General features: G+C 73.2%; 20 protein-coding genes. 12 read left to right on the top strand and 8 right to left on the bottom strand.

Annotation, left to right across the window (positions count from 1 at the left end; genetic code table 11):
- Positions 1 to 146: 146 nt before the first annotated feature.
- The 11 genes from HOQ23_RS13115 to HOQ23_RS20565 all read left to right on the top strand — a co-directional run bounded on the left by HOQ23_RS13115 (position 147) and on the right by HOQ23_RS20565 (position 12,440).
- Positions 147 to 863 (top strand): TIGR03936 family radical SAM-associated protein, encoded by a 717-nt coding sequence (locus tag HOQ23_RS13115; protein WP_367650488.1) that lies wholly within the window; start codon positions 147 to 149, stop codon positions 861 to 863.
- 382 nt (positions 864 to 1,245) lie between these two features.
- Entirely contained in the window at positions 1,246 to 4,641 is a 3,396-nt protein-coding gene (locus tag HOQ23_RS13110) for an Rne/Rng family ribonuclease (protein ID WP_172215051.1), read from the top strand.
- A gap of 306 nt (positions 4,642 to 4,947) precedes the next feature.
- A complete protein-coding gene (gene rplU / locus HOQ23_RS13105) occupies positions 4,948 to 5,256 on the top strand; it encodes a 50S ribosomal protein L21 (protein ID WP_153322528.1) in 309 nt (102 codons plus the stop codon).
- A 45-nt stretch (positions 5,257 to 5,301) separates the two neighbouring features.
- Positions 5,302 to 5,556, top strand: a complete 255-nt coding sequence (gene rpmA, locus HOQ23_RS13100) for a 50S ribosomal protein L27 (protein WP_172215050.1) — start codon at positions 5,302 to 5,304, stop codon at positions 5,554 to 5,556.
- 198 nt (positions 5,557 to 5,754) lie between these two features.
- Positions 5,755 to 7,299: a GTPase ObgE gene (obgE, locus tag HOQ23_RS13095; RefSeq protein WP_172215049.1), complete on the top strand. Its 1,545-nt coding sequence runs from the start codon at positions 5,755 to 5,757 to the stop codon at positions 7,297 to 7,299.
- A gap of 2 nt (positions 7,300 to 7,301) precedes the next feature.
- On the top strand, positions 7,302 to 8,441 hold the full coding sequence (gene proB / locus HOQ23_RS13090; RefSeq protein ID WP_367650487.1) for a glutamate 5-kinase: 1,140 nt from the start codon (positions 7,302 to 7,304) through the stop codon (positions 8,439 to 8,441).
- A gap of 40 nt (positions 8,442 to 8,481) precedes the next feature.
- On the top strand, positions 8,482 to 8,949 hold the full coding sequence (locus HOQ23_RS13085; RefSeq protein WP_172215047.1) for a hypothetical protein: 468 nt from the start codon (positions 8,482 to 8,484) through the stop codon (positions 8,947 to 8,949).
- A gap of 64 nt (positions 8,950 to 9,013) precedes the next feature.
- Positions 9,014 to 10,183: a cysteine desulfurase family protein gene (locus tag HOQ23_RS13080; RefSeq protein WP_172215046.1), complete on the top strand. Its 1,170-nt coding sequence runs from the start codon at positions 9,014 to 9,016 to the stop codon at positions 10,181 to 10,183.
- Between the two features lie 19 nt (positions 10,184 to 10,202).
- The gene (gene mnmA, locus HOQ23_RS13075) at positions 10,203 to 11,315 is read left to right on the top strand and encodes a tRNA 2-thiouridine(34) synthase MnmA (RefSeq protein WP_172215045.1); all 1,113 of its coding nucleotides are present in this window, start codon (positions 10,203 to 10,205) and stop codon (positions 11,313 to 11,315) included.
- Positions 11,312 to 12,307: a methionine synthase gene (locus HOQ23_RS13070; RefSeq protein ID WP_172215044.1), complete on the top strand. Its 996-nt coding sequence runs from the start codon at positions 11,312 to 11,314 to the stop codon at positions 12,305 to 12,307. Before mnmA ends, HOQ23_RS13070 begins: the two co-directional genes overlap by 4 nt.
- A 10-nt stretch (positions 12,308 to 12,317) precedes the next feature.
- Positions 12,318 to 12,440, top strand: coding sequence for a PIG-L family deacetylase (locus tag HOQ23_RS20565; RefSeq protein ID WP_216654192.1), 123 nt, complete (start codon positions 12,318 to 12,320; stop codon positions 12,438 to 12,440).
- Positions 12,441 to 13,230: 790 nt separating this feature from the next.
- Here HOQ23_RS20565 and HOQ23_RS13060 read toward each other — a convergent pair.
- The 4 genes from HOQ23_RS13060 to HOQ23_RS13045 all read right to left on the bottom strand — a co-directional run bounded on the left by HOQ23_RS13060 (position 13,231) and on the right by HOQ23_RS13045 (position 18,282).
- Positions 13,231 to 13,401: a hypothetical protein gene (locus HOQ23_RS13060; protein ID WP_172215043.1), complete on the bottom strand. Its 171-nt coding sequence runs from the start codon at positions 13,399 to 13,401 to the stop codon at positions 13,231 to 13,233.
- Between the two features lie 334 nt (positions 13,402 to 13,735).
- Entirely contained in the window at positions 13,736 to 15,040 is a 1,305-nt protein-coding gene (locus HOQ23_RS13055; protein WP_172215042.1) for an HNH endonuclease signature motif containing protein, read from the bottom strand.
- 126 nt (positions 15,041 to 15,166) lie between these two features.
- Entirely contained in the window at positions 15,167 to 16,876 is a 1,710-nt protein-coding gene (locus HOQ23_RS13050) for an MFS transporter (RefSeq protein ID WP_172215041.1), read from the bottom strand.
- A 137-nt stretch (positions 16,877 to 17,013) separates the two neighbouring features.
- Positions 17,014 to 18,282: an HNH endonuclease signature motif containing protein gene (locus HOQ23_RS13045; protein WP_172215040.1), complete on the bottom strand. Its 1,269-nt coding sequence runs from the start codon at positions 18,280 to 18,282 to the stop codon at positions 17,014 to 17,016.
- 225 nt (positions 18,283 to 18,507) lie between these two features.
- Between HOQ23_RS13045 and HOQ23_RS13040 the strand changes: the two genes are divergently transcribed.
- The gene (locus HOQ23_RS13040; protein WP_172215039.1) at positions 18,508 to 19,782 is read left to right on the top strand and encodes a uracil-xanthine permease family protein; all 1,275 of its coding nucleotides are present in this window, start codon (positions 18,508 to 18,510) and stop codon (positions 19,780 to 19,782) included.
- Between the two features lie 105 nt (positions 19,783 to 19,887).
- Here the strand turns inward: HOQ23_RS13040 and HOQ23_RS13035 are convergent, their stop codons facing one another.
- From HOQ23_RS13035 to HOQ23_RS13020, 4 genes are all read right to left on the bottom strand, one after another.
- A complete protein-coding gene (locus HOQ23_RS13035; RefSeq protein ID WP_253945477.1) occupies positions 19,888 to 20,763 on the bottom strand; it encodes a glycine betaine ABC transporter substrate-binding protein in 876 nt (291 codons plus the stop codon).
- 104 nt (positions 20,764 to 20,867) lie between these two features.
- Positions 20,868 to 21,785, bottom strand: a complete 918-nt coding sequence (locus HOQ23_RS13030) for a proline/glycine betaine ABC transporter permease (RefSeq protein WP_172215037.1) — start codon at positions 21,783 to 21,785, stop codon at positions 20,868 to 20,870.
- Complete coding sequence (locus HOQ23_RS13025; RefSeq protein ID WP_216654191.1) at positions 21,782 to 23,020, bottom strand: glycine betaine/L-proline ABC transporter ATP-binding protein; 1,239 nt, start codon at positions 23,018 to 23,020, stop codon at positions 21,782 to 21,784. The genes HOQ23_RS13030 and HOQ23_RS13025 overlap by 4 nt, the downstream gene beginning before the upstream one ends.
- Before the next feature lie 309 nt (positions 23,021 to 23,329).
- Positions 23,330 to 24,256 carry a hypothetical protein gene (locus HOQ23_RS13020; RefSeq protein ID WP_172215035.1) on the bottom strand — a complete coding sequence of 309 codons (927 nt, stop codon included), beginning with the start codon at positions 24,254 to 24,256 and terminating at the stop codon, positions 23,330 to 23,332.
- Between the last annotated feature and the right edge of the window lie 26 nt (positions 24,257 to 24,282).

The raw sequence follows: 24,282 nt of genomic DNA, 5'->3' as shown, positions 1-24,282 counted from the left end.
TGGTGCGCAGAGTCGGCGCCATTGGCGGGACTGTCCCCAGCAGCTGTGGAGAACTTCGCCACAAGGGCCGACTCGGGCAACCACAAGGGCCGACTCGGGGAAGGGAGGAAAGCGGGGAAGCGGAGGACCTCTCGTACCCTGTGGGGGTGCGAGAGCAGCCCGAGCAGCAAGCCCCACCCGTCCAGCGCCTGCGGATCCGCTACGCCAAGCGCGGACGGCTGCGGTTCACCAGCCACCGTGACTTCTCGCGCGCCTTCGAGCGGGCGATCTTCCGCGCCCGGGTGCCGATGGCGTACTCCTCGGGCTTCAACCCGCACCCGCGCATCTCCTACGCCGGCGCAGCGCCGACCGGGTCGGCCAGCGAGGCCGAGTTCGTCGAGATCGGCCTCGCGGAGGTCCTCGACCCGGCCGTCGTACGCGCCTCGCTCGAGGAGGCGCTGCCCGACGGGCTCGACGTCGTCGACGTGGTGGTCTCCCCGGGCGGTTCGCTCTCGGACCTGCTCGAGGCCAGCCACTGGCACCTCGACCTCGCCACCCCGGCGTCGGTCGTGGAGCCGGCGGTCGCCGCGTTCCTCGCCGCCCCGAGCGTCGAGGTGGAGCGGATGACCAAGAAGGGGCTGCGCACCTTCGACTGCCGGGGCGCCGTGGTCTCCCTGTCGGTCGCCGAGCGGGAGCGCGGCAGCCGCCTCGACCTGGTGCTGCGCCACGGCACCCCGTCGGTGCGACCCGACGACGTGCTCTCCGGTCTGAAGGCCGTCGCCGGCCTGGACCTGGGTGAGGCGCCGCTCCTCACTCGCGTGGCCCAGGGCCCGCTGGACGAGGCCTCCGGCGAGGTCGGCGACCCGCTCCACAGCTCGGCGTGACACCAAAAGGATCGAGCGTGTGCGATACTCGCCACGGTTGATGACCGGCGACGGTCCTCGCTGAGCGGCCTACAGGCCGCCCGGCAAGGAGCAGCGCCCGAGTCGACTCGACGACGTTCTCGCCGGTCCCCGCCAGGGGTCGGCACAGTGGAGGCAGTCGTCGCCAGACCGCGACGCGGCCAGGTTGGGCTCCGTGACAGGGAGTCCGCGAACAGTTCTCGGACTGGGCCCGGCGACCGCGGAAGGCGACAGCCCTGCCGCCAGTGACGCACCGCGGAGGGTGTCGCCGCCACCGAAGGCTTTGCGCCGTCGGCTCTGAGCACGCGGGCCGCCGGCGTCTGACACGTCCGGCCGCGCTGCGCGCCGGGCCGAGGAGCAGCACATGCCCGACGACCAGATCGACCCCACCACCACGCCCGCAGCGGCAGGTGACGCCGGGCCTTCCGCGCCCTCCGAGGCCACCGCCTCGGAGCCCGCCACCTCGAGCGGCGAGGACGCGCCCGCCCCGGCGAAGCGCGCCGCGCGCAAGACGGCGACGAAGACGGCGGCCAAGAAGGCCACCGCGAAGACCGCGACCGCCAAGAAGGCCACGGCCAAGGCGACCACCGCGAAGAAGACGACCGCCAAGCGGACGACGAAGAAGGCCGCCGCCGCTGCCGAGGCCGCCGGGACCGCCGAGGCCGCCGAGGCTCCCGCCCAGCCGCCGACCGAGACACCGGCCCCCGACGCCGGTGCCACCGCGGCGCCCGCCGCCGAGGAGACCGCGGCGCCCGCGAAGAAGACGGCCACGCGCAAGACGGCTGCGAAGCGCACCACGAAGAAGGCCCCGGCGCGCAAGAAGGCCGGCGCCGAGGAGCCGGCCGCCGACGCCGCCCCGGTGAACGCCGAGACCGCGGCCCCCGAGGCCGTCGTCGAGACCGCCGCTGCGACCGAGGCCCCTGCTGCCGAGGCCGCCGACGCTCCCGCCGGTGCCGTCGCGCCGCTGTTCCAGCCGCCGGTCGCGAAGAAGGCCCCGGCCCGTCGTACCCGCAAGACCGCCGCGCAGAAGCGCGCCGAGGCGGAGGCCGCAGCCGCGGCTGCCGCCGCCGAGCTCGAGGACGCCGAGGAGACCGCCGAGGGCGAGACCGCCCTCGAGGTGACCGGCGCCGAGACGGCCACCGAGCCGACCGAGACCCCCGCCGCCACCGAGGCTGCGGAGGCGACCGAGACCGCCGAGGGCGCCGAGCAGGCCACCGAGGGCGAGGACGCCTCCGACGAGCAGGCCGAGGACCAGCGCGAGAGCGACTCCGATGGTGACTCCGAGGGCGGCGGTCGTCGCCGCCGTCGTCGCGGTGGCCGACGCCGCCGCAAGTCCGGCGACGGCTCCGCCCAGGACGGCGACTCCGCCGCGGGCGACGCCGAGTCCGGCGACCAGGGCGAGAGCACCGACCGCTCCGCCGAGCAGGCGGAGGGCGAGGACGCCGACGCCTCCACCGACACCGGCCCCGACGAGCAGGGCGGGGGCAGCAGCTCGCGCCGCCGCCGTCGCCGTCGTCGTTCCAGCGACGACGGTCCGGACTCCGGCGACGACCCGGAGAACACCGTCACCCGGGTGCGCAAGCCGCGCTCGGCCGAGGACGAGATCACCGCGATCTCCGGCTCGACCCGCCTCGAGGCCAAGAAGCAGCGGCGTCGCGACGGCCGCGAGGCCGGCCGCCGTCGTGCCCCGATCGTCAGCGAGGCCGAGTTCCTGGCCCGCCGCGAGGCGGTGGACCGGGTCATGGTCATCCGCCAGCGCGAGGACCTGACCCAGATCGGCGTGCTCGAGGACAAGGTGCTCGTCGAGCACTACGTCGCCCGCGAGTCGCAGACCTCGATCATCGGCAACGTCTACCTCGGTCGGGTGCAGAACGTCCTGCCCTCGATGGAGGCCGCCTTCATCGACATCGGCAAGGGCCGCAACGCGGTGCTGTACGCCGGCGAGGTCAACTGGTCGGCGCTCGGTCACCGCGACGGTCAGCCCCGCAAGATCGAGTCGGTGCTGTCCTCGGGCCAGAGCGTCCTGGTGCAGGTCACCAAGGACCCGATCGGCCACAAGGGCGCCCGCCTCACCAGCCAGGTCAGCCTGGCCGGCCGGTTCCTGGTCTACGTGCCGGACGGCACCACCAGCGGCATCTCCCGCAAGCTCCCCGACACCGAGCGCGCCCGCCTGAAGTCGCTGCTCAAGGAGATCGTCCCCGAGTCGGCCGGCGTCATCGTGCGCACCGCCGCCGAGGGCGCCAGCGAGGAGGAGCTGACCCACGACGTCGAGCGCCTCAAGGCCCGCTGGGAGGCGATCGAGGCCAAGGCCGCCAACAAGAGCAGCGCCCCGCAGCTGCTGTACGGCGAGCCGGACCTCACCCTCAAGGTGGTCCGCGACCTGTTCACCGAGGACTTCTCCAGCCTGGTCATCCAGGGCGGCGAGGCCTGGGAGACCGTGCAGTCCTACGTCGCGGACGTCGCGCCGGACCTGGCGCCGCGCCTGGAGCGCTACTTCCCCGAGGCGCACGGCGGCAAGGACATCTTCGCCGAGTACCGCGTCGAGGAGCAGATCGCGAAGGCCCTGGACCGCAAGGTCTGGCTGCCCTCCGGCGGCTCGCTGGTCATCGACCGCACCGAGGCGATGACCGTCGTCGACGTCAACACCGGCAAGTTCACCGGCTCCGGGGGCAACCTCGAGGAGACGGTCACCAAGAACAACCTGGAGGCGGCCGAGGAGGTCGTGCGCCAGCTGCGCCTGCGTGACATCGGCGGCATCATCGTCGTCGACTTCATCGACATGGTGCTGGAGTCCAACCGCGACCTGGTGCTGCGTCGCCTCGTCGAGTGCCTGGGCCGCGACCGGACCCGCCACCAGGTCGCCGAGGTCACCTCCCTCGGCCTGGTGCAGATGACGCGCAAGCGGATCGGCACCGGCCTGGTCGAGGCCTTCAGCGAGAACTGCGAGCACTGCCACGGTCGTGGCGTCGTGATCCAGGACCAGCCGGTCGAGCCTCGCCGCAGCGACGACGACGGCCGTGGCCGCACCGGCCGCAAGCGCGGCGGCAAGGGTCGCGGCGGCGAGGACGGCGGCTCGGACAGCGGCGCCCAGGGCTCGCGCCAGTCCGCCCCGGCGCCCACCCCGAAGGACGTCGCCGCGATGGCGCGCCCCGAGACCGCCGAGGGCACCGAGACGCCTGCCGACGTCGCACCTGTCGCCGAGGAGCAGACCAGCTCCCCGGAGGCGCCCTCGGAGGCCGCCACGGCCGCGCAGGAGGCCCCGCAGGTCACCCAGCGCACCCGCCGTGAGCGTCGTCCGCGCGAGCGCCGCGAGACCGCAGCGTCCACGCAGCACACCGAGCAGCCGGCCGAGTCCACCGAGCGGGCCGCCGAGCCCGTGGTGGAGTCGGTCGCCCCGGCGGCCCCCGAGCAGCAGGCCCCGGCCGAGGCACCGGCTCCGGTCGAGCCGGCCGCGCCCAAGGTCGTGACCCGCACCCGTCGGCGCAGCGCCACCCGGCCCGCCGGCTCGCCGGTGACGGTCACGACGCCGGTGGCGCCGATCATCGCCGCCGACCCGGCCCCGCTGCCGACGGCTGCGGCCGCCGGCACGCCGGAGCCGCCCAAGGTGGTCACTCGCACCCGCACTCGTACGGCGACCCGCCCCGCCGGGCCGCCCAGCGAGGCGCCGGCCGGGTCCACCGACGGCGATGGCGGCGAGGACGGCGACGGCCCGTCGGTCGAGCACGTCCCGGTGAAGAAGAAGGGCACGCGCAAGCGCTGACCCCCGCTGCACCCTCGTACTGCCCCCGCTCCGGTCCCGGAGCGGGGGCAGCGCGCGTCGCGGGGTACGCTACGAGCGCCGGGTACGGGTCCGAGCGGCCAGATCCGGGCTGGGCGTCCCCCCGTTTTGCGGTGGGTGCCGAGCGTCCGTAGTATTGACCCTCGGTGCGTTCACACGTGCCGCGGCCCTGTGTGGCAGCCCCACCGCGACCTGGCCCGAGGCCAGTGGCGGGGTGCGCAGGAAGCCCCAGCCGGCCGACGTAGACAGTACGCACCAACCGAAGCAGTAACGACGAAGGAGACCGCGGTGTACGCGATCGTGCGCGCAGGCGCCAAGCAGCAGAAGGTTGCCGTGGGCGACGTCATCGAGATCGACAAGATCTCGACCGAGGTGGGCCAGACCGTGACCCTGCCCGTCGTCCTCGCGGTCGACGGCGAGACGGTCACGTCCGACGCCGCCGCGCTGGACAAGGCGTCCGTGACCGCCGAGGTCCTCGGCGCCACCAAGGGCCCGAAGATCATCATCCAGAAGTACAAGAACAAGACCGGCTACAAGAAGCGCCAGGGTCACCGCCAGAAGTACACCCAGGTCAAGGTCACCGACATCTCTCTCTGAGCCCCACGCTCCGAGCAGGCCCGACACGAACACAAGGATCACGACATGGCACACAAGAAGGGCGCGGCGTCCACCAAGAACGGCCGCGACTCCAACTCCCAGCGCCTCGGTGTGAAGCGGTACGGCGGCCAGCTGGTCAACGCCGGTGAGATCATCGTGCGCCAGCGTGGCACCCACTTCCACCCCGGCGCCGGTGTGGGCCGTGGCGGCGACGACACGCTGTTCGCGCTGGTTCCCGGTGCGGTCGAGTTCGGCACCCGTCGCGGTCGCCGGGTCGTCAACATCGTCGCGGGCGAGTGACCACGCTCTCGCGCGCAGCTTGACCTTGGTGAAAGGGCGTCCCGGTCCCCGGGGCGCCCTTTCCCCGTTCCACGGCCAGCGCCGGCACGTCCGGCGCGGCCCCGGCGCCGAGCAGGCGCCGACCCGGCACGGAGGGCCGCGACCACGCGCCCCGCGCCACAGCTCCACCCCAGACCTCTTGAGTAGGCGGTAAGACCCATGGCAGTTCCGACCTTCGTCGACCGGGTGACGCTGCACGTCAGCGCCGGTCGTGGCGGGCACGGTGTGGCCTCGGTCCACCGCGAGAAGTTCAAGCCCCTCGGCGGCCCCGACGGCGGCAACGGCGGCCCCGGCGGCTCGGTGATCCTGCGCGTCGACCCCTCGGTCACCACCCTCATCGACTACCACCACAGCCCCCGCCGGCGTGCCGAGAACGGCGGGCACGGTGCGGGCGACTTCCGCAACGGCGCGCACGGCAGCGACCTGGTGCTCCCGGTGCCGGACGGCACCGTGGTGAGCATCCGCGGCGGCGAGGTGCTCGCCGACATGGTCGGCGCCGGCACCGAGCTGGTCATCGCCCAGGGCGGCCGCGGCGGCCTCGGCAACGCCGCGCTGGCCTCGGCGAAGCGCAAGGCTCCCGGCTTCGCGCTCCTCGGCGAGCCCGGCGAGGAGGTCGAGATCGCCCTCGAGCTCAAGGTCGTCGCCGACATCGGCCTGGTCGGCTTCCCCAGCGCCGGCAAGTCCAGCCTGATCGCCGCGATCTCCCGGGCGCGTCCCAAGATCGCGGACTACCCGTTCACGACCCTGGTGCCGAACCTCGGCGTCGTCCGCGCCGGCGACACGATCTTCACCGTCGCCGACGTCCCCGGCCTGATCGAGGGCGCCAGCGAGGGCCGCGGCCTGGGCCACGAGTTCCTGCGCCACGTCGAGCGCTGCGCCGCGCTGGTGCACGTGATCGACACCGCGAGCATCGAGCCCGGCCGCAACCCGGTCGACGACCTCGACGTGATCGAGAACGAGCTGAGCCGCTACGGCGGCCTCGAGGACCGCCCGCGCCTGGTCGCGATGAACAAGATCGACGTCCCCGACGGCCGCGACCTCGCCGACATCACCATCGAGGAGCTGCGCGAGCGCGGCCTGCGGGTCTTCCCGGTCTCCGCCGCGTCGGGGGAGGGGCTCAAGGAGCTCACCTTCGCGATGGCCGAGATCGTGGCCGCGACCCGTGCCGCGCAGCCGACGGTGGAGGCCGAGCGGATCGTGCTGCGCCCGCGCAGCGTGGACGGCGGCGACGACTTCACGATCACCTCCACGCCGGACGGCTGGCGGGTGCGCGGCACCAAGCCGGAGCGCTGGGTGCGCCAGACCGACTTCAGCAACGACGAGGCCGTCGGCTTCCTCGGCGACCGGCTCAACCGTCTCGGCATCGAGGCCCGGCTGGCCAAGATGGGCGCCCAGGACGGCGACGCCGTCATCATCGGCGCCGAGGACAACTCGGTCGTCTTCGACTTCCGGCCCGGCATCGAGACCGGCGCCGAGATGCTCGGCCGCCGTGGCGAGGACCAGCGCTTCGACGAGTCGCGCCCGGCCGCCGGCCGGCGCCGCGACATCCAGGAGCTCATGCCCGAGCGCGGCGAGAACGAGACCCGCGCCGACGTGGCGCGCCGTCTCGACGCCGAGCGCAACAGCAGCGGGATCGGCCCGATGTCGTACGAGATCGGCTCGGCCGACGACCCCGACTGGGCCGAGAAGGACCCCGGGGAGTGAGCGTGGCGGCGGAGGGGGGCCGCCGTACGCCGGTCACCCAGGCGCGGCGGGTCGTGGTCAAGGTGGGCTCCTCCTCGCTCACCCGCCACGGCGGCGGCATCGACGAGGCGCGCGTGCGCGGGCTCGTCGACGTGCTGGCCGCTGCCCGCGCCCGCGGCACCGAGGTCGTGCTGGTCTCCTCCGGCGCGATCGCCGCCGGCCTGGAGCCGCTCGGGCTGACCAAGCGCCCGCGCGCGCTGGCGCTGCAGCAGGCCGCGGCCTCGGTGGGCCAGGGACTGCTGGTGCACCGCTACACCGAGGGCCTGCGCCGCCACGGCCTCACCGCCGGGCAGGTGCTGCTGACCGTCGACGACGTGGTGCGCCGCGCGCAGTACCGCAACGCCTACCAGACCCTCTCCAAGCTGCTCGAGCTCGGCGTGCTGCCGATCGTCAACGAGAACGACACGGTCGCGACCAGCGAGATCCGCTTCGGCGACAACGACCGCCTCGCGGCCCTGGTCGCCCACCTGGTGCAGGCCGACCTGCTGGTGCTGCTCTCCGACGTGGACGGGCTCTACACCGCCAAGCCGGGGGAGCCCGGTGCGCGGCTGATCGAGGAGGTCCGCTCCTCCGCCGACCTCGACGGCGTCGAGATCGGCAGCGTCGGCTCCGCGGTCGGGACCGGCGGCATGGTCACCAAGGTCGAGGCCGCCCGGATCGCCACCGGTGCCGCCATCCCGGTCGTGCTGACCAGCGCCGACAACGCCGGCGCCGCCCTGGCCGGGGACCCGGTCGGCACGCTGTTCCACCCGACCGGCCGGCGCCGCTCGATCCGGCAGCTGTGGCTGCGCCACGCAGCCGAGGGCAAGGGCACGCTCACCCTCGACGACGGCGCGGTGCGCGCGGTCCGCGAGCGCGGCGCGTCGCTGCTGGCCGCCGGCGTCACCGGTGTCACCGGCCGCTTCCTCGCCGGGGACCCGGTCGACCTGCTCGACCCCGCCGGCCTCCGGGTCGCCCGCGGCCTGGTCAACTTCGACGCCGACGAGGTCCCGAGCCTGCTGGGCCGCTCCAGCGAGGAGCTGCGCCGCGACCACGGCACGGGCTACGACCGCGCGCTCGTGCACCGCGACGACCTGGTCGTGCTGGAGCGTCCGCGCCGCTGAGCGCGGGGAACCGCCCACGACCCGCGCACGTCCCACCGGCATGCGCCGCCTCCTCCGCCCGCTGTCGGCCCTCGCGGTCGCCGCGCTGCTGCTCGCCGGCTGCGGCGACGACACGTCGACCCGCGGGGCCGACTCGCCGTCCGCCTCGCTGAGTTCGACGCCCACGGGGACACCCACCGCGACACCCGACACCGGCAAACCGTCCGACGGCACCGCCATGGCGCCGGTCTGGCCGCCGCCGGGCTGCCGAGAGGTGTCGGGCGCGGCGAGCGGGTACGCCGAGGACGCGCGCGGCGAGGCGAGCCCGGAGGCGGCCGCCCTGGCGGCGGTGCAGGACGGCGTACGCGCGATCCGGGGCAGCGAGCCGGGCGGCGCCGACAAGCACACCTGGTACGTCGTGGACGCCGCGGGCACCGGCATCGCCGCGGTCGAGGTGCTGCGCGACGCGAGCGGCACCGGCTGGCTGGCGAGCGGCGTCGAGCGGTGCACGGACCCGGCGCCGCGCTGAGCGCGTCTCCGAGGAGCGTGCGGGTTCGGGACGCGCCGCCCCGCGCCGTACTCTTGACCCCGACATGCCCGAGACCGTCTACCTCGACCACGCCGCGACCACTCCGATGGTTCCCGCGGCGATCGAGGCCATGAACCGCCACCTCGTCGAGGTCGGCAACCCGAGCTCGCTGCACGCCTCCGGGCGCCGCGCCCGCCGGGTGGTCGAGGAGTCGCGCGAGACGATCGCGCGCGTCGTCGGGTGCCGGCCCGGGGAGGTCGTCTTCACCTCCGGCGGCACCGAGGCCGACAACCTCGCGGTCAAGGGCGTCTTCTGGTCACGCCGCGACGCCGACCCGCGCCGGGTGCGGGTGCTGGCCTCGGCGGTGGAGCACCACGCCGTGCTGGATCCGCTGCACTGGCTGGCCACCCACGAGGGTGCCGAGGTCGAGCTGCTGCCCGTCGACTCCGACGGCGTCGTCGACCTGGAGGCGCTGCGTGCCTCGGTCGAGCGAGACCCCGACTCGGTCGCCCTGGTCTCGATGATGTGGGCCAACAACGAGGTCGGCACGCTCCAGCCCGTGTCGCAGGTCGCCGAGATCTGCGCGCCGCACGCGATCCCGGTGCACACCGACGCGGTGCAGGCACTCGGCGCGGTGCCGGTCGACTTCGCCGCGAGCGGCGTCGACGCGCTGACCCTGACCGGCCACAAGGTCGGCGGGCCGTACGGCGTGGGCGCACTCATCGTGCGCCGCGAGCTGTCGGTGACCGCGCTGCTGCACGGCGGCGGCCAGGAGCGCGACATCCGCAGCGGGACCATCGACACCCCCGCCATCGCGGGCCTCGCCGCGGCCGTCGAGCTCGCGGTGAAGGGCCAGCCCGAGCACGCGAGCCGGGTCTCCGCGCTGCGCGACCGCCTGGTCGCGGGCGTGCGGGAGGCCGTCCCGGACGCCGTGCTCACCGGGCACCCCGACGGGCGGCTCCCGGGCAACGCCCACTTCTCCTTCCCCGGCTGCGAGGGCGACTCGCTGCTGATGCTGCTCGACGCGCGCGGCATCGAGTGCTCCACCGGCTCCGCCTGCTCGGCCGGCGTCCCGCAGGCCTCGCACGTGCTCCTCGCGATGGGCCGCAGCGACGCCGCGGCCCGCAGCTCCCTGCGCTTCTCGCTGGGCCACACCAGCACCGAGGCCGACGTCGACGCCCTGGTCGCCGCGATCGCCCCCTGCGTCGAGCGGGCCCGCGCGGCCCGGCTGTGACCGCGGGCGAGGGGCGCCGATGAAGGTCCTGGCCGCCATGTCCGGCGGCGTCGACTCCGCGGTCGCCGCCGCGCGCGCCCACGAGGCCGGTCACGACGTCACCGGCATCCACCTGGCGCTGTCGCGCAACCCCGCGTCGTACCGCAGCGGTGCGCGGGGCTGTTGCACGATCGAGGACAGCAACGACGCGCGTCGCGCCGCCGACGTCATCGGCATCCCCTTCTACGTCTGGGACCTCTCCGAGCGCTTCCACGCCGACGTGGTCGAGGACTTCATGGACGAGTACGCCGCCGGGCGCACTCCCAACCCGTGCCTGCGCTGCAACGAGAAGATCAAGTTCGCCGCGGTCCTGGACCGCGCCCTGGCGCTCGGCTTCGACGCGGTCGCCACCGGGCACTACGCGCAGCTGCGCACCGGCGCCGACGGCCTGATCGAGATGCACCGCGCGGTCGACGACGGCAAGGACCAGTCCTACGTCCTCGGCGTGCTGGACCAGCAGCAGCTCGCGCACTCCTACTTCCCCCTCGGGGACACCCCGAAGGCGCAGGTGCGGGAGGAGGCCGCCCGCCGCGGGCTGCTGGTGGCCGACAAGCCCGACAGCCACGACATCTGCTTCGTCGCCGACGGCGACAACGCCGGCTGGCTGCGCGAGAAGCTCGGCGACCGCGCGCCGAACACCAGCGGCGACATCGTCGACGACGCGACCGGGGAGGTGCTCGGGCGCCACGAGGGGTCCTGGGCCTACACGATCGGGCAGCGCAAGGGCCTGCGGATCGGGCGCCCGGCGCCCGACGGTCGCCCGCGCTTCGTCCTCGACATCGAGCCGGTCTCCGGCACCGTCCGGGTCGGGCCCCGCGAGGGGCTGGCCGTGGACGGCCTCAGCGGCATCCGGCCGCGCTGGTGCGGCACCGTGCCCACCCGCCTGTCCGGCGACGGCGTCACGGTCCAGCTGCGCGCCCACGGCGACGAGCACCGCGCGAGCGTGACCGTGAGCCCGGACGGCACCGGCGTCGAGGTCGAGCTGCACGACCCGGCGTACGGCATCGCGCCGGGGCAGGCGGTCGTCATCTACGAGCACACCCGGGTGGTCGGGTCGGCCACCATCTCCAGCACCCGACGGGCCACCACATGACCACCGCCACCGCCATCGGCTCCCTGCCCGGCACCTCGCAGCGCGACTTCGACGAGGCCGTGCGCCTCGTGCTCGGCGAGCTGCCCGACCTGCCGCACCTGCCCGAGCTCCCCGGACGGGGCGCGACCGCCTCGATGACCGGGCGTTCCCTCGCCGTGGTCGCCGAGCTCGGGGTGGACCTGCAGCCGGCCGGCTGGCGGCTCACCGGCGGGGGGTCCGGCGTGGACCACCGTCGCGCCCGCAGCCTCCTGGCCCAGGACCTCGACGCCCTCGAGGAGCAGGCGCAGGGCCTCGACGGCACCTTCAAGGTGCAGGTCGCCGGCCCCTGGACGCTCGCCGCCACGGTGGAGAAGCCGCGCGGCGACAAGATCCTGGCCGACCACGGCGCCCGGGCCGACCTCGCCCAGGCACTGGCCGAGGGGCTGCGCGAGCACCTGCGCGACGTACGCCGTCGGGTGCCGGGGATGCAGCGCCTGGTCGTGCAGGTCGACGAGCCCGCGCTGTCGGCCGTGCTCGGCGCCCGGATCCCCACGGCGTCCGGCTTCGGACGGCACCGCTCGGTGGACCTCCCCGAGGCCTCCGCGCACCTGGAGTGGGTGCTGGCGGCGATCACCGCCGAGGGCGGCGTCCCGTGGGTGCACTCGTGTGCGGCCGGCACCCCGCTGGACCTGCTGCGCGGCGCCGGGGCCCGAGGGCTCGCCGTCGACCACGCCCGGCTCTCCGCCGCCGACCACGACCACCTCGCCGAGGCGCTCGAGGCAGGCGACGAGGTCGTCCTCGGGATGGTGCCGAGCATCGCCGAGGAGGCCTCCGCACCCGGCGACGTCGCGCTCACCGAGGCGACGCTGCGCTGGCTGGACATGCTCGGCCTCGACCCGGCCACGGTCGGCGACCGGCTGGTGATCAGCCCGGCCTGCGGCCTGGCCGGCGCCTCGCCGTCCTGGGCGCGCCGGGCGCTGGCGCTCGCGCGCACCACCGCCGCGAACCTCTGAGGGTGAACGGGTGAGGTTCTCGAGCCTGCTGGCCGTGTTCGCTCACCCCGACGACGAGTCACTGGCCGCGGGTGGCCTCCTGGCCCAGCACGCCGCGTCGGGCACGCGGACCGCCGTCGTCACCGCGGCGTAGGCCCCGCACGAGCAACGAGCGGCCGAGCTGGCCGACGCGCTGGAGGTCCTGGGCGCGGGCGAGCCGCGGTTGCTCGGGTACGCCGACGCCCGAGTCCGGTCTCATAACCAACGGTCAATACATCGATTCAACCAAATGGTTTCGAGAGGTAGTTATGAGAATCGCGGGCGTCGAACTTTCCCGGCAATTGGCAGAATCCTGGCGCCGTCATCGCGGCCTCGGCGAGGGGCCTGCGAGACGTCTCGCATCCCAAGGGTTTCGTTGCTCGCTGCCGGGGCGACCCTCATCGAGCGCCGGGGCGACGAGAGTTTCGGTGGGTCACGCTCGCTGACCCCCAGGGCAACGAGTTCGACGTAGCCCAGCACGCCTGAGTTCTGGCTTCGGCTGCACTCCGGCATAGCGGCACGTCAAACCCTGGTTGTCGCGTGAGGAGACCGGCCCGCGGGCGGGCTAACAAGGTCGGCCTAGAAAGTTAAAAGGAATCCTGCTACCAAGGCGTCGACCGAGTGAGAGTGCCGCTATTCGGCCTGACACGATTGAGGGGATGACTGATTCGCGCCCTGACCCTCTGGCCCGTTCTGAAGGGACTGCCGTACTTCTTCGCGCATTGACGCAGAAGGACCTGCCCCCCTCTGCGATTGAGGTGTGATAGCGGCAGCCGAGCCGCACCACTCCGGGCCGACTGGCCTGTCCTATCCGCGCGGATCGCGGCAGATCCGGACGTTCGTCGGGGTGCTCGTTGCGTCGATCCGTCATCACTCGCGAGCCGTCACCCGTGGACCGAGTCTGGTCAGTCGTCGTGCAGGGCTCGGCGCTGGTCCACGTTCCGCCCCGCTTGGGGGTCGGGCACCGGCTCGGCATCGACACTGGCGATGGTCGCGTCAAGCCGCACGTTGGGTGGAAGGCTGCTGTAGTCCTTCGTGGCCTCGGCACCGCTCGGTCGGTTGTCGTCTGCTTCCATCCTTCGACCCTAGTCCTGCGATGCGGTTCCGAGCCCCCTCTTCGACACATGCGCTCATCGGCAAGAGCGTGCGTATCGCTGCGCTATCACACCTCAATCGCAGAGGGGGGGACCTGCCGGCCTTGTCCAGCATCGAGTTCGTGGTGTCTTCTCCATTCTCTGCCTCAGGGTGAGAACAGTCCGTCCCAGGTCGCGGCGGTCCAGCAGGTCCCGCAGTTCCCGCTGCTGAGTCGTCACACGCCGCATGGGCAGGGTCGGTGCGGCTCAGCGGCAGGAGAGGCCGACAGCAAGGGCGGCATGTAGAGCCGTGCGGGGTCGGGGTGCCTGGGATCGTCTAACCGGGCGGATGGGCGGTGACCAGGCGGGTCTCGCCTCGGTGCTTCACGAGGTGGAGTCCGTGTGGTGATCGCCAGAGGTACGACGCGGTGTCGGTCTTGTCGTAGGTCCAGGCGGTGTGGGTCTTGGCCCGGTGGTGTCGGCGACAGAGTGGGGCGAGGTTGCAGCTGCAGGTGGGACCGCCTGTCCCGGTCTGGTCGTGAGCGGTGACGTGGTCGGTGTCGCAGCGCTTGGCGGGGCGGTCGCACCACGGGAACGCGCAGGTTGGCTGGGTGAGACGCACGTCCTCGGCCGTCCGGTCGGGGACGACGTAGGCGTCGGTGTGGTGGTGCTGCTCGAGGTCGATGACCGGCTTGATGATCACGTCGGTGTCGGGGTTGCCGGCCCACTCGCGGACCTGCTCGGTCGAGACGACGGACCGGGTGTCGTCGATGTGGGCGATGCCGGCCTCGTCGCGGGAGATCGCGGCGTCGGAGAGGTGGACGTGGATGACCACGCGGCGCGGCTTCACGGCGGACGCGGTGCCGGGGGATGTACCGGCTTCGGTGGTGAGGTCGAGCCCGAGGCAACGTCGGGCGATCTCGCCGGCGGCGATGGAGCGCCGGACGTCCAACGACTCGATGGACCCGAGCTGGCGCAGCTCCTCGGCGCGTTGGGCGATGGCGGCCTCGAGGTCGAGGGCGTCGGCCAGGTCGAGGTCGCCTTCGACGTGGATGGTGCCGTCGTGGTTGGCGCCCGCGGTGTGCACGTTGAAGCGCCGGGACTCCGCGGCAACCAACCTGGCTTTCTCTGCGGCGTCGGGGTCGAACATCGCCTGGGCCTCGTCGACGAGCCGGGCGAGGGTGACCAGCCCGACCTTGCCGGCGACGGCGGCGAGCTGCCCGTCGACGTAGGCGGCGCCGTCGAGGGAGAGGTTGTGGGTGAGCTGGGCGAGGCGGCGGGCCTTCCACAGCGGGACCTTGCCGGCCTGCACCAACGCCCAGGTCCGCTTCAGGCGGTGGGCCAGCTCGAGCGCGTCCGTCATCAGTCCGCGGGCGGAGTCGGTGGAGATGCCGAGGGCTGCGCCCAGCTCCATCGGGGCGAACTCCGCAACCTCCGGGGCGCCCTCGCCGGCGAAGGGGACGACGAGCTCCCACCCGAAGACGGGGCCGGGCTCGATCGACTCGGCCGGGTGGAGGTCGGCCCACGCGAGAGCGGCCCTGAGGACGTCGACCTCGGCTGCGTGGGCGTCCGCCCGTCGCTGCTGGGCGAACGCCAGCACGGCGGCGGGGGAGCCGCAGTCGGGGAGTTCGGGGGAGGCCATGCCTCAGTTTAGTCGAACGGACGTTCGAGAGACATCTGCAGAATGGGGTAATCAGCCGCGGCTCGGACTGGGGAACCCGTCCGCCTCACAGGGCGCGCTCGTCCCCCGCTGTAGCCCCGCCCGACCTCAGGCGTCCGCGCGCTTGACCTCCGGCGACTCCGGCACCTCCGGGACCCCCGGCACCTCCGGAGCCGTCCGCCCACCGAGGTCCTCGGGGCTGATCCGCAGGAAGGTCCAGATGATCAGCGAGGCGAGGAGCATCAACAGCGCGGCGACTTGGAGGGCGTTCGTGGCGCCCTCGGTGTAGGTCGCGGTGTAGAGGGCGGCGTCCAGGTTGCTCAGGCTGCCGCCCGGCACCGAGGCGTCCGGGTCGAGGCCGGCCGCGGTGAGGCCCTCGCGGAGCGGGCCCTCGACGTCCTCGGTGGTGCGGTTGACGAAGTGCAGCGACACGGTGCCCAGGACCGCGAGGCCGAGCGCCCCGGCGACCTGCTGCACGGTGTTGAGCACGCCGGAGCCGACGCCGGCGTCCTCACGGCGTACGGCGTGGACGGCGGTGAGCGTCATCGGCACGAAGGTCATGCCCATGCCGACGCCCATGAGGACGAGGAACGGGAAGATCGAGGCCCAGTAGGACACGTCCGCGCCCAGCGGGTCCGCACCCGGCGCCAGGCTGCGCAGCACCGCGGCGGGGGAGTCGTCGACCTCGTAGCGGGAGAACCCGTAGAGCGCCGCGGAGGCCATCAGGGTGCCGGTGCCGGTGATGTAGCGGACGCCGTACCGGACCACGAGCTTGGAGGAGATCACCGCGCCGACCATCACGCCGACGGAGAACGGCAGGAACGCGACGCCGGTGTGCAGGGGCTCGTAGCCGAGGATGCGCTGCACGAACTGGCCGTTGAAGTAGAACATCGCGAACATCGCGCCGGCGGCGAAGAACATGGCCGCGAAGCTGGTGCCGCGGGTGCGGTCCAGGATGATCCGCAGCGGCAGCAGCGGGCCGGCGACGCGGCGCTCGATGACGACGAACGCGACCAGCAGCGCGACGCCGGCGGCGAGCGAGGCCAGCGTCCACGGGTCGCCCCAGCCGTGCTCGGCCTCGCCGGCGCGCGAGAGGCCGTAGACCAGCCCGAGCAGGCCGAGGGTGGCGGTGAGCGCGCCGGGCACGTCGAGACGGGCGCGGTTGCGCTCGGACTCGCTGAGCCAGCGCGGCGCGAGCAGGGCGGCGACCAGGCCGATGGGCGCGTTGATCCACAGGGTGAGGCGCCAGCCGGTGACCTCGAAGCCGAAGACCGAGTCGATCCCGGTCAGGAACCCGCCCAGCAGCAGACCGACGGCGGCACCGATGCCGGACATCCCGGCGAAGACGCCCATCGCCTTGTTGCGCGCCGGACCGGCCGGGAAGTTGGTGGTGATCAGCGACAGCGCGGCCGGGGAGGCGAGCGCGGCGCCGGCGCCCTGGAGCGCGCGGGCGCCCAGCAGCATCCAGCCCTCGGTGGCGCAGCCGCCGAGCAGCGAGGCCAGGGCGAAGACCCCCAGGCCGATCGTGAAGGTGCGCCGCCGCCCGAGCAGGTCGCCCAGGCGCCCGCCGAGCAGCAGCAGGCCGCCGAAGGTGAGCGCGTAGATCGTGACGACCCAGGTCAGCCCGGCCGCGGTCATGCCGAGGTCGCGGGAGATGCTCGGCAGCGCGATGTTGGTGATGGTGCCGTCGAGGACCAGCATCAGCTGGGCCACCGAGATCAGCACGAGCGCGCGGCCCAGGTTGGGCGAGAGGCTCGACGCCTCGGGGGTGCCGGGCGGCTGGTCCGCGGCGGGTGCGGTGGAGCGGGTGTCGGTCACTGGTCTCCTCGACGACGTGGGGTCGAAGGGCAGCGTAGATCATATATGTCGAGTGCTCGGTGGCTTCTCGCTCGGCGTCGGGCCGCCGCGCGTCTCGCTGCCCTACTGCCGCACGCGGTCAGGCACGGCCGGTCGGTCTAGCAGCGTCGGTGGAAGGTGAGCTTGCCGCCGGGGAGGTGCTTGGTCTCGTAGGCGGGGTCGTGGGCGCGGGCGTGGTGGCGGGGGCAGAGGAGCCGGCCGCTGGCCACGCTGGTGCCTCCGCCGCGCGACCAGGGGACGTCGTGGTGGGCGTGGCACAGGCCCGGTGGCCAGTCGCAGCCCTCAGCCGTGCAGCCGCCGTCGCGCAGCGCGAGGGCGACGCGGTGGGTCTTGGTGTGCAGCCGCCGCTTGCGCCCGACGTCGAGGGGGCGGCCCTGGCCGTCGAGGACTGCCGGCACGATTCCCGCCTGGCACGCCAGGCGGCGGGCCTCCGAAGCAGAGATGGTCTCCCCGGTGTGCAGGTGCGCCGCGCGCAGCCCGCCGAGCAGCGACTCCAGGGGCATGGTGATGACGATGGTGGCGGCCACGCCCCCGGCGTCGGGGAGCTTGTCGGCGGGGTAGCGCTCGAGATAGTCGCAGAACGCCTGCCCGAGCCGCTCCGGCCCAGGCCGCCGCTCAGCGCCGACGGCCCCGGCGCCGTTGACGGCCTGCTGGTGCTTGGGAGCAGCGATGGCGAGGAGCGCAGCGCGCAGCATCGCTGCGTGGTGGGTGGGGATGGTGAACCGGCCGTGGGTCTTGCCGTGCCCGTCGTCGGACATCGTCAGCCGGGCCGCGGCACGCGCCGCGGCCTCGTCACGCTCCAACCGGGCGGCCTCGGCGGCATCGGCCTGCTCGGGAGCGGCGACCTCGACCAGCCGCTTGGCCAGACGACGCAGGGTGATCGCGTCGTGCTCGCTCGCCTGCTCGAGGAGGAACTCCTCCGCCTTGGCCCGGATCTCCTCGTCGACCAGGTCGGCGGGCAGGTCGTCGACGGCGTCGATGATCACCTGGGCCTGGTCCAGGTGGATCCGACCAGCCGCCAACGCGCCCCGGACACCGTCGTGGTGGCCGGTGTCGAGGGCCCGAGCAACCCGCATCAACCGGTGGACCTCCGGGCGGGTCAGCCGCGACTGGTGCGCCCACCAGTTCGCGGTGCTCGTCGCACCGACCGCGTCTCCTACCTCGACGCTGTGGGCGTGGGCGGCGACCCGCAGACGGAGCTCCTGCAGCCGGGCGATCTCGGCACCCAGCTCCAGCAGCATCGCGCCGGCTTCGGCCTCGGTCAGTGACCACACCGGCGCCTCCGCGACCGCGTCCAGGGCCTCGTGGACGCAGGCCACCGCCGCGGCCACCGGGTGGCCGGATCGGGGCTGGCGAGGTGCTTCCATGGACCTACTCAACCATCGACCACCGACAGTCCCGGACAGTCGTTCTCGCAGGTCAGAGCACCTGTGGACAACCCCGTCAGCCCGGCAACCAGGTCACCGCGTGCCCGCTTGGTGTGTGCGGGACCACGCGGGCCAGACCAGCGTGTTCCGATCGATCCCCGGCCCGGCTACAGTCCCGCGGGCACACCGCTCGCGCGTACGGTGGCCCAGGAGGAGACCTTCACGATGCCCTGGACCCTGCACGGCGACGGCCGCACCGTCGCCACGGACGCCATCGTCCGCCCCGAGGAGCGGCTCTCGTGGCCGCGCACCCTCGGCTTCGGCGCCCAGCACGTCGTCGCGATGTTCGGCGCGACGTTCCTGGTGCCGGTCATCACCGGGTTCCCGCCCACCACCACCCTGTTCTTCTCGGGTCTCGGCACGCTGCTGTTCCTCGTGCTGAACCGCAACCGGCTGCCCAGCTACCTCGGCAGCTCCTTCGCCTTCATCGCGCCGATCGGTGCGGCGATGGGCGACCACGGCATGGGCGCCGCACTGTTCGGCATCCTGGTCACCGGCGGGCTGCTCGCCGTCGTCGGCGCCGTCGTCACCGCGACCGGCACCCGCTGGATCGACGCGCTGATGCCGCCGGTGGTCACCGGCGCGATCGTGGCCCTCATCGGCTTCAACCTGGGCGGCACGGCGACGAGCAACTTCGCGCAGGCGCCCTGGATCGCGACCCTCACGCTGGGCACCATCTGCGTGGTCGCCGCGGCCTTCCGCGGCATGATCGCGCGCCTGTCGATCCTGGTCGGCGTCGTCGTCGGCTACGTCGCGACCGCCCTGGCCGGCGACCTGGACTTCACCGCCGTGAAGGACGCCGACTGGTTCGGCCTGCCGGAGTTCACCAGCCCCAGCGTCACCTGGTCGGTCATCCCGATGTTCCTGCCCGTCGTCTTCGTGCTGATCGCCGAGAACGTCGGCCACGTGCGCAGCGTCGCCCACCTGGTCGGAGACCCCTCGATCAACGACCGCACCGGCACCGCGCTGCTCGCCGACGGCGTCGCCACCGGCCTGGCCGGGCTCGGCGGCGGCTCGGCCACCACGACGTACGGCGAGAACATCGGCGTCATGACCGCGACCCGGGTCTTCTCCACCGCCGCCTACTGGGTGGCCGGCGTGGTCGCGGTGCTGCTCAGCCTCTCCCCCAAGGTCGGCGCCGTGCTCAACACCATCCCCGCCGGCGTGCTCGGCGGCGTGACGGTGGCGCTCTACGGCCTGATCGGCCTGATCGGCGTGAAGATGTGGGTGGACAACGGCGTGGACTTCTCCAAGCCGGTCAACCAGTTCCCGGCCGCCGCCGCCCTGATCATCGGCATCGGCGACCTCACCCTCAACGCCGGCGACATGACCTTCACCGGCATCACCCTGGGCACCCTGGCCGCGATCGTGCTCTACCACGGCATGGTGCTGCTCGGCCGCCTGCGCGGCGACGAGCCGGAGCCGCTCGCCCCGGCCTGATCCGGTCCCGCCACGACGAACGGCCCCCGACCCGGATGATCCGGGTCGGGGGCCGTTCGGTGTCTCAGTGCGTCGTGCTCAGGATTTCATCCGAGGCGGTCGTGCTCAGCCCTTGAGGGAGTCCACGAAGTCCGGGTTCTCCTCGAGCCAGGCCTCGATCGCCTCCTCCTCCTTGCCGGAGCCGTACTCGTTGACCACGAGGTTCTCCAGCGCGCCGTACGCCGCGTCGTCGAGCTTGAAGTTGCCGAACATCTCCGCCAGCTCCGGGTGCTCCTCGGCGAAGCCCTCGGTCGCGATCGCATTGAGCGTCTCCGCCTCGCCGAGCGCGCCCTCGGGGTCCTCGAGCTCCTTGACCGGGAACTCGGAGTTGGCCCAGAACGGCTTCCACAGCGTCACCACGATGTCCTCCTCCGCCTTCGTCGCCGACTTCAGCTCGGCCAGCATCGCGGTGGTGGAGGAGGTGACCAGCTCGTAGTCGTCGAGGCCGTAGCCCGGCATCACGCTCTCCTGGGTCACCTTCGTGAGACCCGCACCGGGCTCGATGCCGACGATCCGGCCACCGAAGCGGTCGGCCGCACCGGTCAGGTCCGCGATGGAGTCGATGTCGGTGTACTCCGGCACGGCCAGCGTGAGCTTGGCGGAGTCGTAGTAGGCGCCGAGGTCCTCCAGGTCGTCGCCGTACTCCTCCATGTAGGAGGCGTGCGTGACCTGCGGCCACGCCGAGGGGTAGACGTCGATGTCACCCTTGGCCACACCGGTGTACAGCGGCGCCGCCTCGGCGATCTCCTTGATCTCGACCTCGTAGCCCTCGCCCTCCAGGACGTTCTTCCACAGGTACGCCGTGGAGAGTCCGTCGGTCCACGACGGGATGATGCCCAGGGTGATGCTCTTGTCGGCGGAGTCCCCGCCGTTCCCGGCGTCTCCGTCCTCGGAGCCGCAGGCCACCGCCGTGGTGGAGAGGGCCAGCAGGCCCGCGATCATTCCGACTGCTCGTGTCACCTTCGTGCGCTTCATTCGTCGTCTCTCTCTCGTTCGTCCATCAGGTGTGCCCGGGCGCCCGAGCCGCGCCGGGGACGGCCGCCGCGTCAGGCGACGGCGGGTTCGGGGGTCTTCGGCGAGCGCCGCAGGAACGACGCGCCCAGGCGCTGCGGGCGCGGGGTGTTGTCGCTGAACGCGGAGGTCACGCGGTCCAGGAGGACCGCGAGCACGACCACCGACAGGCCGGCCTCGAAGCCGAGCCCGATGTTGAGGCTGGCGATCGAGCTGGTCACCACGCCGCCCAGGCCACCACCGCCGACGAGACCGGCGATCACCGCCATCGACAGGGCGAGCATGATCACCTGGTTGACACCGGCCATGACGGTCGGCAGCGCGAGCGGGAGCTGGATCCCGCGCAGGATCTCGCCCGGCGTGGCACCGAAGGCGTGGCCCGCCTCAACCACCTCGGGGTCGACCTGGCGGATGCCGAGCTCGGTCAGGCGCACGCCCGGCGGCAGCGCGAAGATCACGGTCGCGACGACGGCACCCGAGACGCCGATGCCGAACAGCGACACGACGGGCACCAGCCACACGAAGGCGGGCATCGTCTGCATCAGGTCCATCACCGGGCGCACCACCCGGCTGACCCGGGGCGACCCCGCCGCCAGGATCCCGGTGGGGATGGCCACGAGCAGCGCGACCAGCGTCGCAACCGTCACGAGGGCCAGCGTGTCCATCGCGTTCTCCCACTGGTCGACGCCGGCCACGAAGAGCAGGCCGAGCAGCGAGGTCAGCGCGAGCTTCCAGTCGCGCACCAGCCAGGCCAGCAGCGCCAGCACGACCGCCAGGGCCAGCGCGGGCGGGGTGTTGAGCAGGTCCGCGAGGCCGTTCGTCAGCGTGTCCGTCACGTCGGCGACGGTGTCGAAGAACCCGCCGAGGGTGTTCGTGACCCAGTCGAAGCCCTCGTCGACCCACTCGCCGAAGGGGATCCGCGGCACCCCGGTGTCGGTCTGCTCCCAGCTCATCGGACTCCCTCCGTCGTGGGCGCCGCAGCCACGACCGGGATCTCCCCGGTGCTGCCGACGGCGTCGTCGTTGCTCATCGCTCCCAGCGCGCTCAGCAGGGTGACCCGGGGGATCACGCCGAGCAGGCGGGCGTCGCGGTCGATCACGGCGAGCGCCGTGGCGCTCCCCGCGGACGCCGCGAACAGGTCCGCGACCGCCACGTCGGGACCCACGGTCACGGCCGCCTTCAGCAGCGGCAGCAGTGCGGTCTCGCCGCGCTCCAGCGCAGCGGCCACGTCGTCCTCGGTGACGATGCCGCGCAGGCCGCGGTCCCGGTCGACCACCATCAGGGCGGCCGTCTGGTGCTCGCGCATCAGCCGGTGGGCGGCACGCGGCCCGCTGTCGGCGCCGACGACCGCGACCGGCTGCTCCATCACCGACGCGGCGGTCAGCACCCGGGTGCGGTCGACGTCCTGGACGAACGCGGCGACGTAGTCGTTGGCCGGGTCGTGGAGGATCTCCTCCGCGGTGCCGACCTGGACGATGCGCCCGTCGCGCATCATCGCGATCCGGTTGCCCAGGCGCATGGCCTCGTTGAGGTCGTGGGTGATGAACAGGATCGTCTTTCCCAGCCGGTGCTGCAGCTCGATGAGCTGGTCCTGCATCTCGCGGCGGATCAGCGGGTCGAGGGCGCTGAACGCCTCGTCCATCAGCATCACGTCGGTGCCGGCGGCCAGTGCCCGGGCCAGGCCGACGCGCTGGCGCATGCCGCCGGAGAGCTCACCGGGCAGGTGGCCGCCCCAGCCGCCGAGGCCGACCAGCTCCAGGGCCTCCTCGGCCCGGCGCTCGCGGTCGGCGCGGTTGACCCCCTTGATCCGCAGCCCGTACGCCGCGTTCTCGCCGACCGTGCGGTGCGGCAGGAGCGCGAAGTGCTGGAAGACCATGCTCACCTTCTCGCGGCGTACGGCGCGCAACCGGCGCGCGTCGAGCCGGGTGAGGTCCTCCCCCGCGATCTCGAAGGAGCCCGCCGTCGGCAGGACCAGCCCGTTGGCCATGCGGATCAGCGTGGACTTGCCGGACCCGGACAGCCCCATGACCACGAAGATCTCACCCTCGGCCACGTCGAACGAGGCGTCGATGACCGCGGCGGTCAACCCCTCCTCGCGCAGCTCCTCGCGGGTCGCGCCGGCGCGCAGCCGCTCCACGGCGCGCTCGGGCCGGCGCCCGAAGACCTTGTAGACCTCGTGCGCTTGCATGACTGGCACGTCTGGGGAGCTCCTCAGCATTCGGCGTCGGCGAGTTCCGACGTCCTTGCGCCTGGCGCTCGTCCGGTCCGTGCCCTTGCAGCGAGTGGTCCGGGTGTCCGGACGCGCGCCGCAGGTGCCCCGTGAAGGTGAGGGATCGACACGGACTGGACACAGGGAGCCGAGTCTCCGACGCGCCAGCCGCCCGTCGACCGTACGGGAGAGATCGGCTCGGGGCGCGGAGGCGTGGGCCCCTCGGCGCGTCGCGACGACGCCCGCCCGCACCACCCGCGCCGACATCGGCGCAGGTCAGAGGGGGTGTCAGGGGCGCCGCAGGGAGCGCACGCCGCCCAGCAGCACCCCGAGCACGAAGACGCCGAGCGACACCGCGACCGAGACCCAGGCGGCCCAGCGCAGGTCGTGGAGGAGCACCTGGCTGACCGCCTCGGCGACCGCCGAGTCGACGTCCGGCACCGAGGCCACCAGGTGGCGCTGGCCGGCCCAGAGCGCCCCGAGAAGCACCAGCACCCCGAGGGCGCTGCCCAGGCCGAGGCGGCGCAGCGCGGCGGCGCGGTTCGCGGCGGTCAGCAGCGCCAGCACCAGGCAGACGAGCCAGGCGATCGGCAGCACCGTGGCGGAGGCGTCGAGCAGGCGGTAGGCGCGCGAGGCGCGCTCGACGTCCTGCGGCTCGATGACCGTGAAGGACACCGCGCCCAGCGGCGTGCCGGAGACCGTGACCCCCTGGTCGGTGAGGTCGGAGATCACGGCGTCGACGATCGGCGCGAGGCTGATCACCACGCCGTCGTCGTCTGCCCGCCCGGACTCCAGGGAGCGCAACAGCTCCTCGTGGGCGGCCCGGTTGGCGCTGTCCCAGGCGGTCGCGAACGACGGCTGCTCGAGCACCCGGCGTACGACGCCCGCCACCAGCGCGGCGCCCTTCTCCTCCAGGTCGGAGGCGGCCGGGCCGAGCCAGGAGCGCAGCTCGTCGCTGACGCCGAAGTCGGCGAGGCCCGAGTCGAGCCGGTCTGCGGCGCCGGTCAGGTCGACCTTGCCGACGGTCTCCTTGACCACCCGCTCCTCGACGGCGTCGCGCACCGCCTCGTCCTTGGACAACGGCGCCACCGTGTCGACGTAGCGATCGGTGTCCCCGATCACCCCCGCCGTCCAGACGGCGGCGAGGGTGAGCGGGAGGAGCAGGCAGGTCAGCACCACGGCCGGGGCGCTGAGGACTCGCAGGGGGGAGCGCATGCTCCCGAGGCTAGGCCCCCGACGAT

The sequence above is a fragment of the Nocardioides sp. zg-DK7169 genome (assembly GCF_013155365.1).
Taxonomy (GTDB): domain Bacteria; phylum Actinomycetota; class Actinomycetes; order Propionibacteriales; family Nocardioidaceae; genus Nocardioides.
Note: the sequence above shows the minus strand (reverse complement) of the source record. Positions and strands in the feature narration are given on the sequence as shown.

Excerpts from the sequence above, each read along its gene's own strand:
- HOQ23_RS13055 (WP_172215042.1), bottom strand. The coding sequence starts at position 15,040 with ATGGCCTCCCCCGAACTCCCCGACTGCGGCTCCCCCGCCGCCGTGCTG.
- HOQ23_RS13030 (WP_172215037.1), bottom strand. The coding sequence starts at position 21,785 with ATGAGCTGGGAGCAGACCGACACCGGGGTGCCGCGGATCCCCTTCGGC.
- HOQ23_RS13045 (WP_172215040.1), bottom strand. The coding sequence starts at position 18,282 with ATGGAAGCACCTCGCCAGCCCCGATCCGGCCACCCGGTGGCCGCGGCG.
- HOQ23_RS13040 (WP_172215039.1), top strand. The coding sequence starts at position 18,508 with ATGCCCTGGACCCTGCACGGCGACGGCCGCACCGTCGCCACGGACGCC.
- mnmA (WP_172215045.1), top strand. The coding sequence starts at position 10,203 with ATGAAGGTCCTGGCCGCCATGTCCGGCGGCGTCGACTCCGCGGTCGCC.
- HOQ23_RS13080 (WP_172215046.1), top strand. The coding sequence starts at position 9,014 with ATGCCCGAGACCGTCTACCTCGACCACGCCGCGACCACTCCGATGGTT.
- HOQ23_RS13070 (WP_172215044.1), top strand. The coding sequence starts at position 11,312 with ATGACCACCGCCACCGCCATCGGCTCCCTGCCCGGCACCTCGCAGCGC.
- HOQ23_RS13085 (WP_172215047.1), top strand. The coding sequence starts at position 8,482 with ATGCGCCGCCTCCTCCGCCCGCTGTCGGCCCTCGCGGTCGCCGCGCTG.
- HOQ23_RS13035 (WP_253945477.1), bottom strand. The coding sequence starts at position 20,763 with ATGATCGCGGGCCTGCTGGCCCTCTCCACCACGGCGGTGGCCTGCGGC.
- obgE (WP_172215049.1), top strand. The coding sequence starts at position 5,755 with ATGGCAGTTCCGACCTTCGTCGACCGGGTGACGCTGCACGTCAGCGCC.
- HOQ23_RS13110 (WP_172215051.1), top strand. The coding sequence starts at position 1,246 with ATGCCCGACGACCAGATCGACCCCACCACCACGCCCGCAGCGGCAGGT.
- rpmA (WP_172215050.1), top strand. The coding sequence starts at position 5,302 with ATGGCACACAAGAAGGGCGCGGCGTCCACCAAGAACGGCCGCGACTCC.
- HOQ23_RS13060 (WP_172215043.1), bottom strand. The coding sequence starts at position 13,401 with ATGGAAGCAGACGACAACCGACCGAGCGGTGCCGAGGCCACGAAGGAC.
- HOQ23_RS13025 (WP_216654191.1), bottom strand. The coding sequence starts at position 23,020 with ATGCAAGCGCACGAGGTCTACAAGGTCTTCGGGCGCCGGCCCGAGCGC.
- HOQ23_RS13020 (WP_172215035.1), bottom strand. The coding sequence starts at position 24,256 with ATGCGCTCCCCCCTGCGAGTCCTCAGCGCCCCGGCCGTGGTGCTGACC.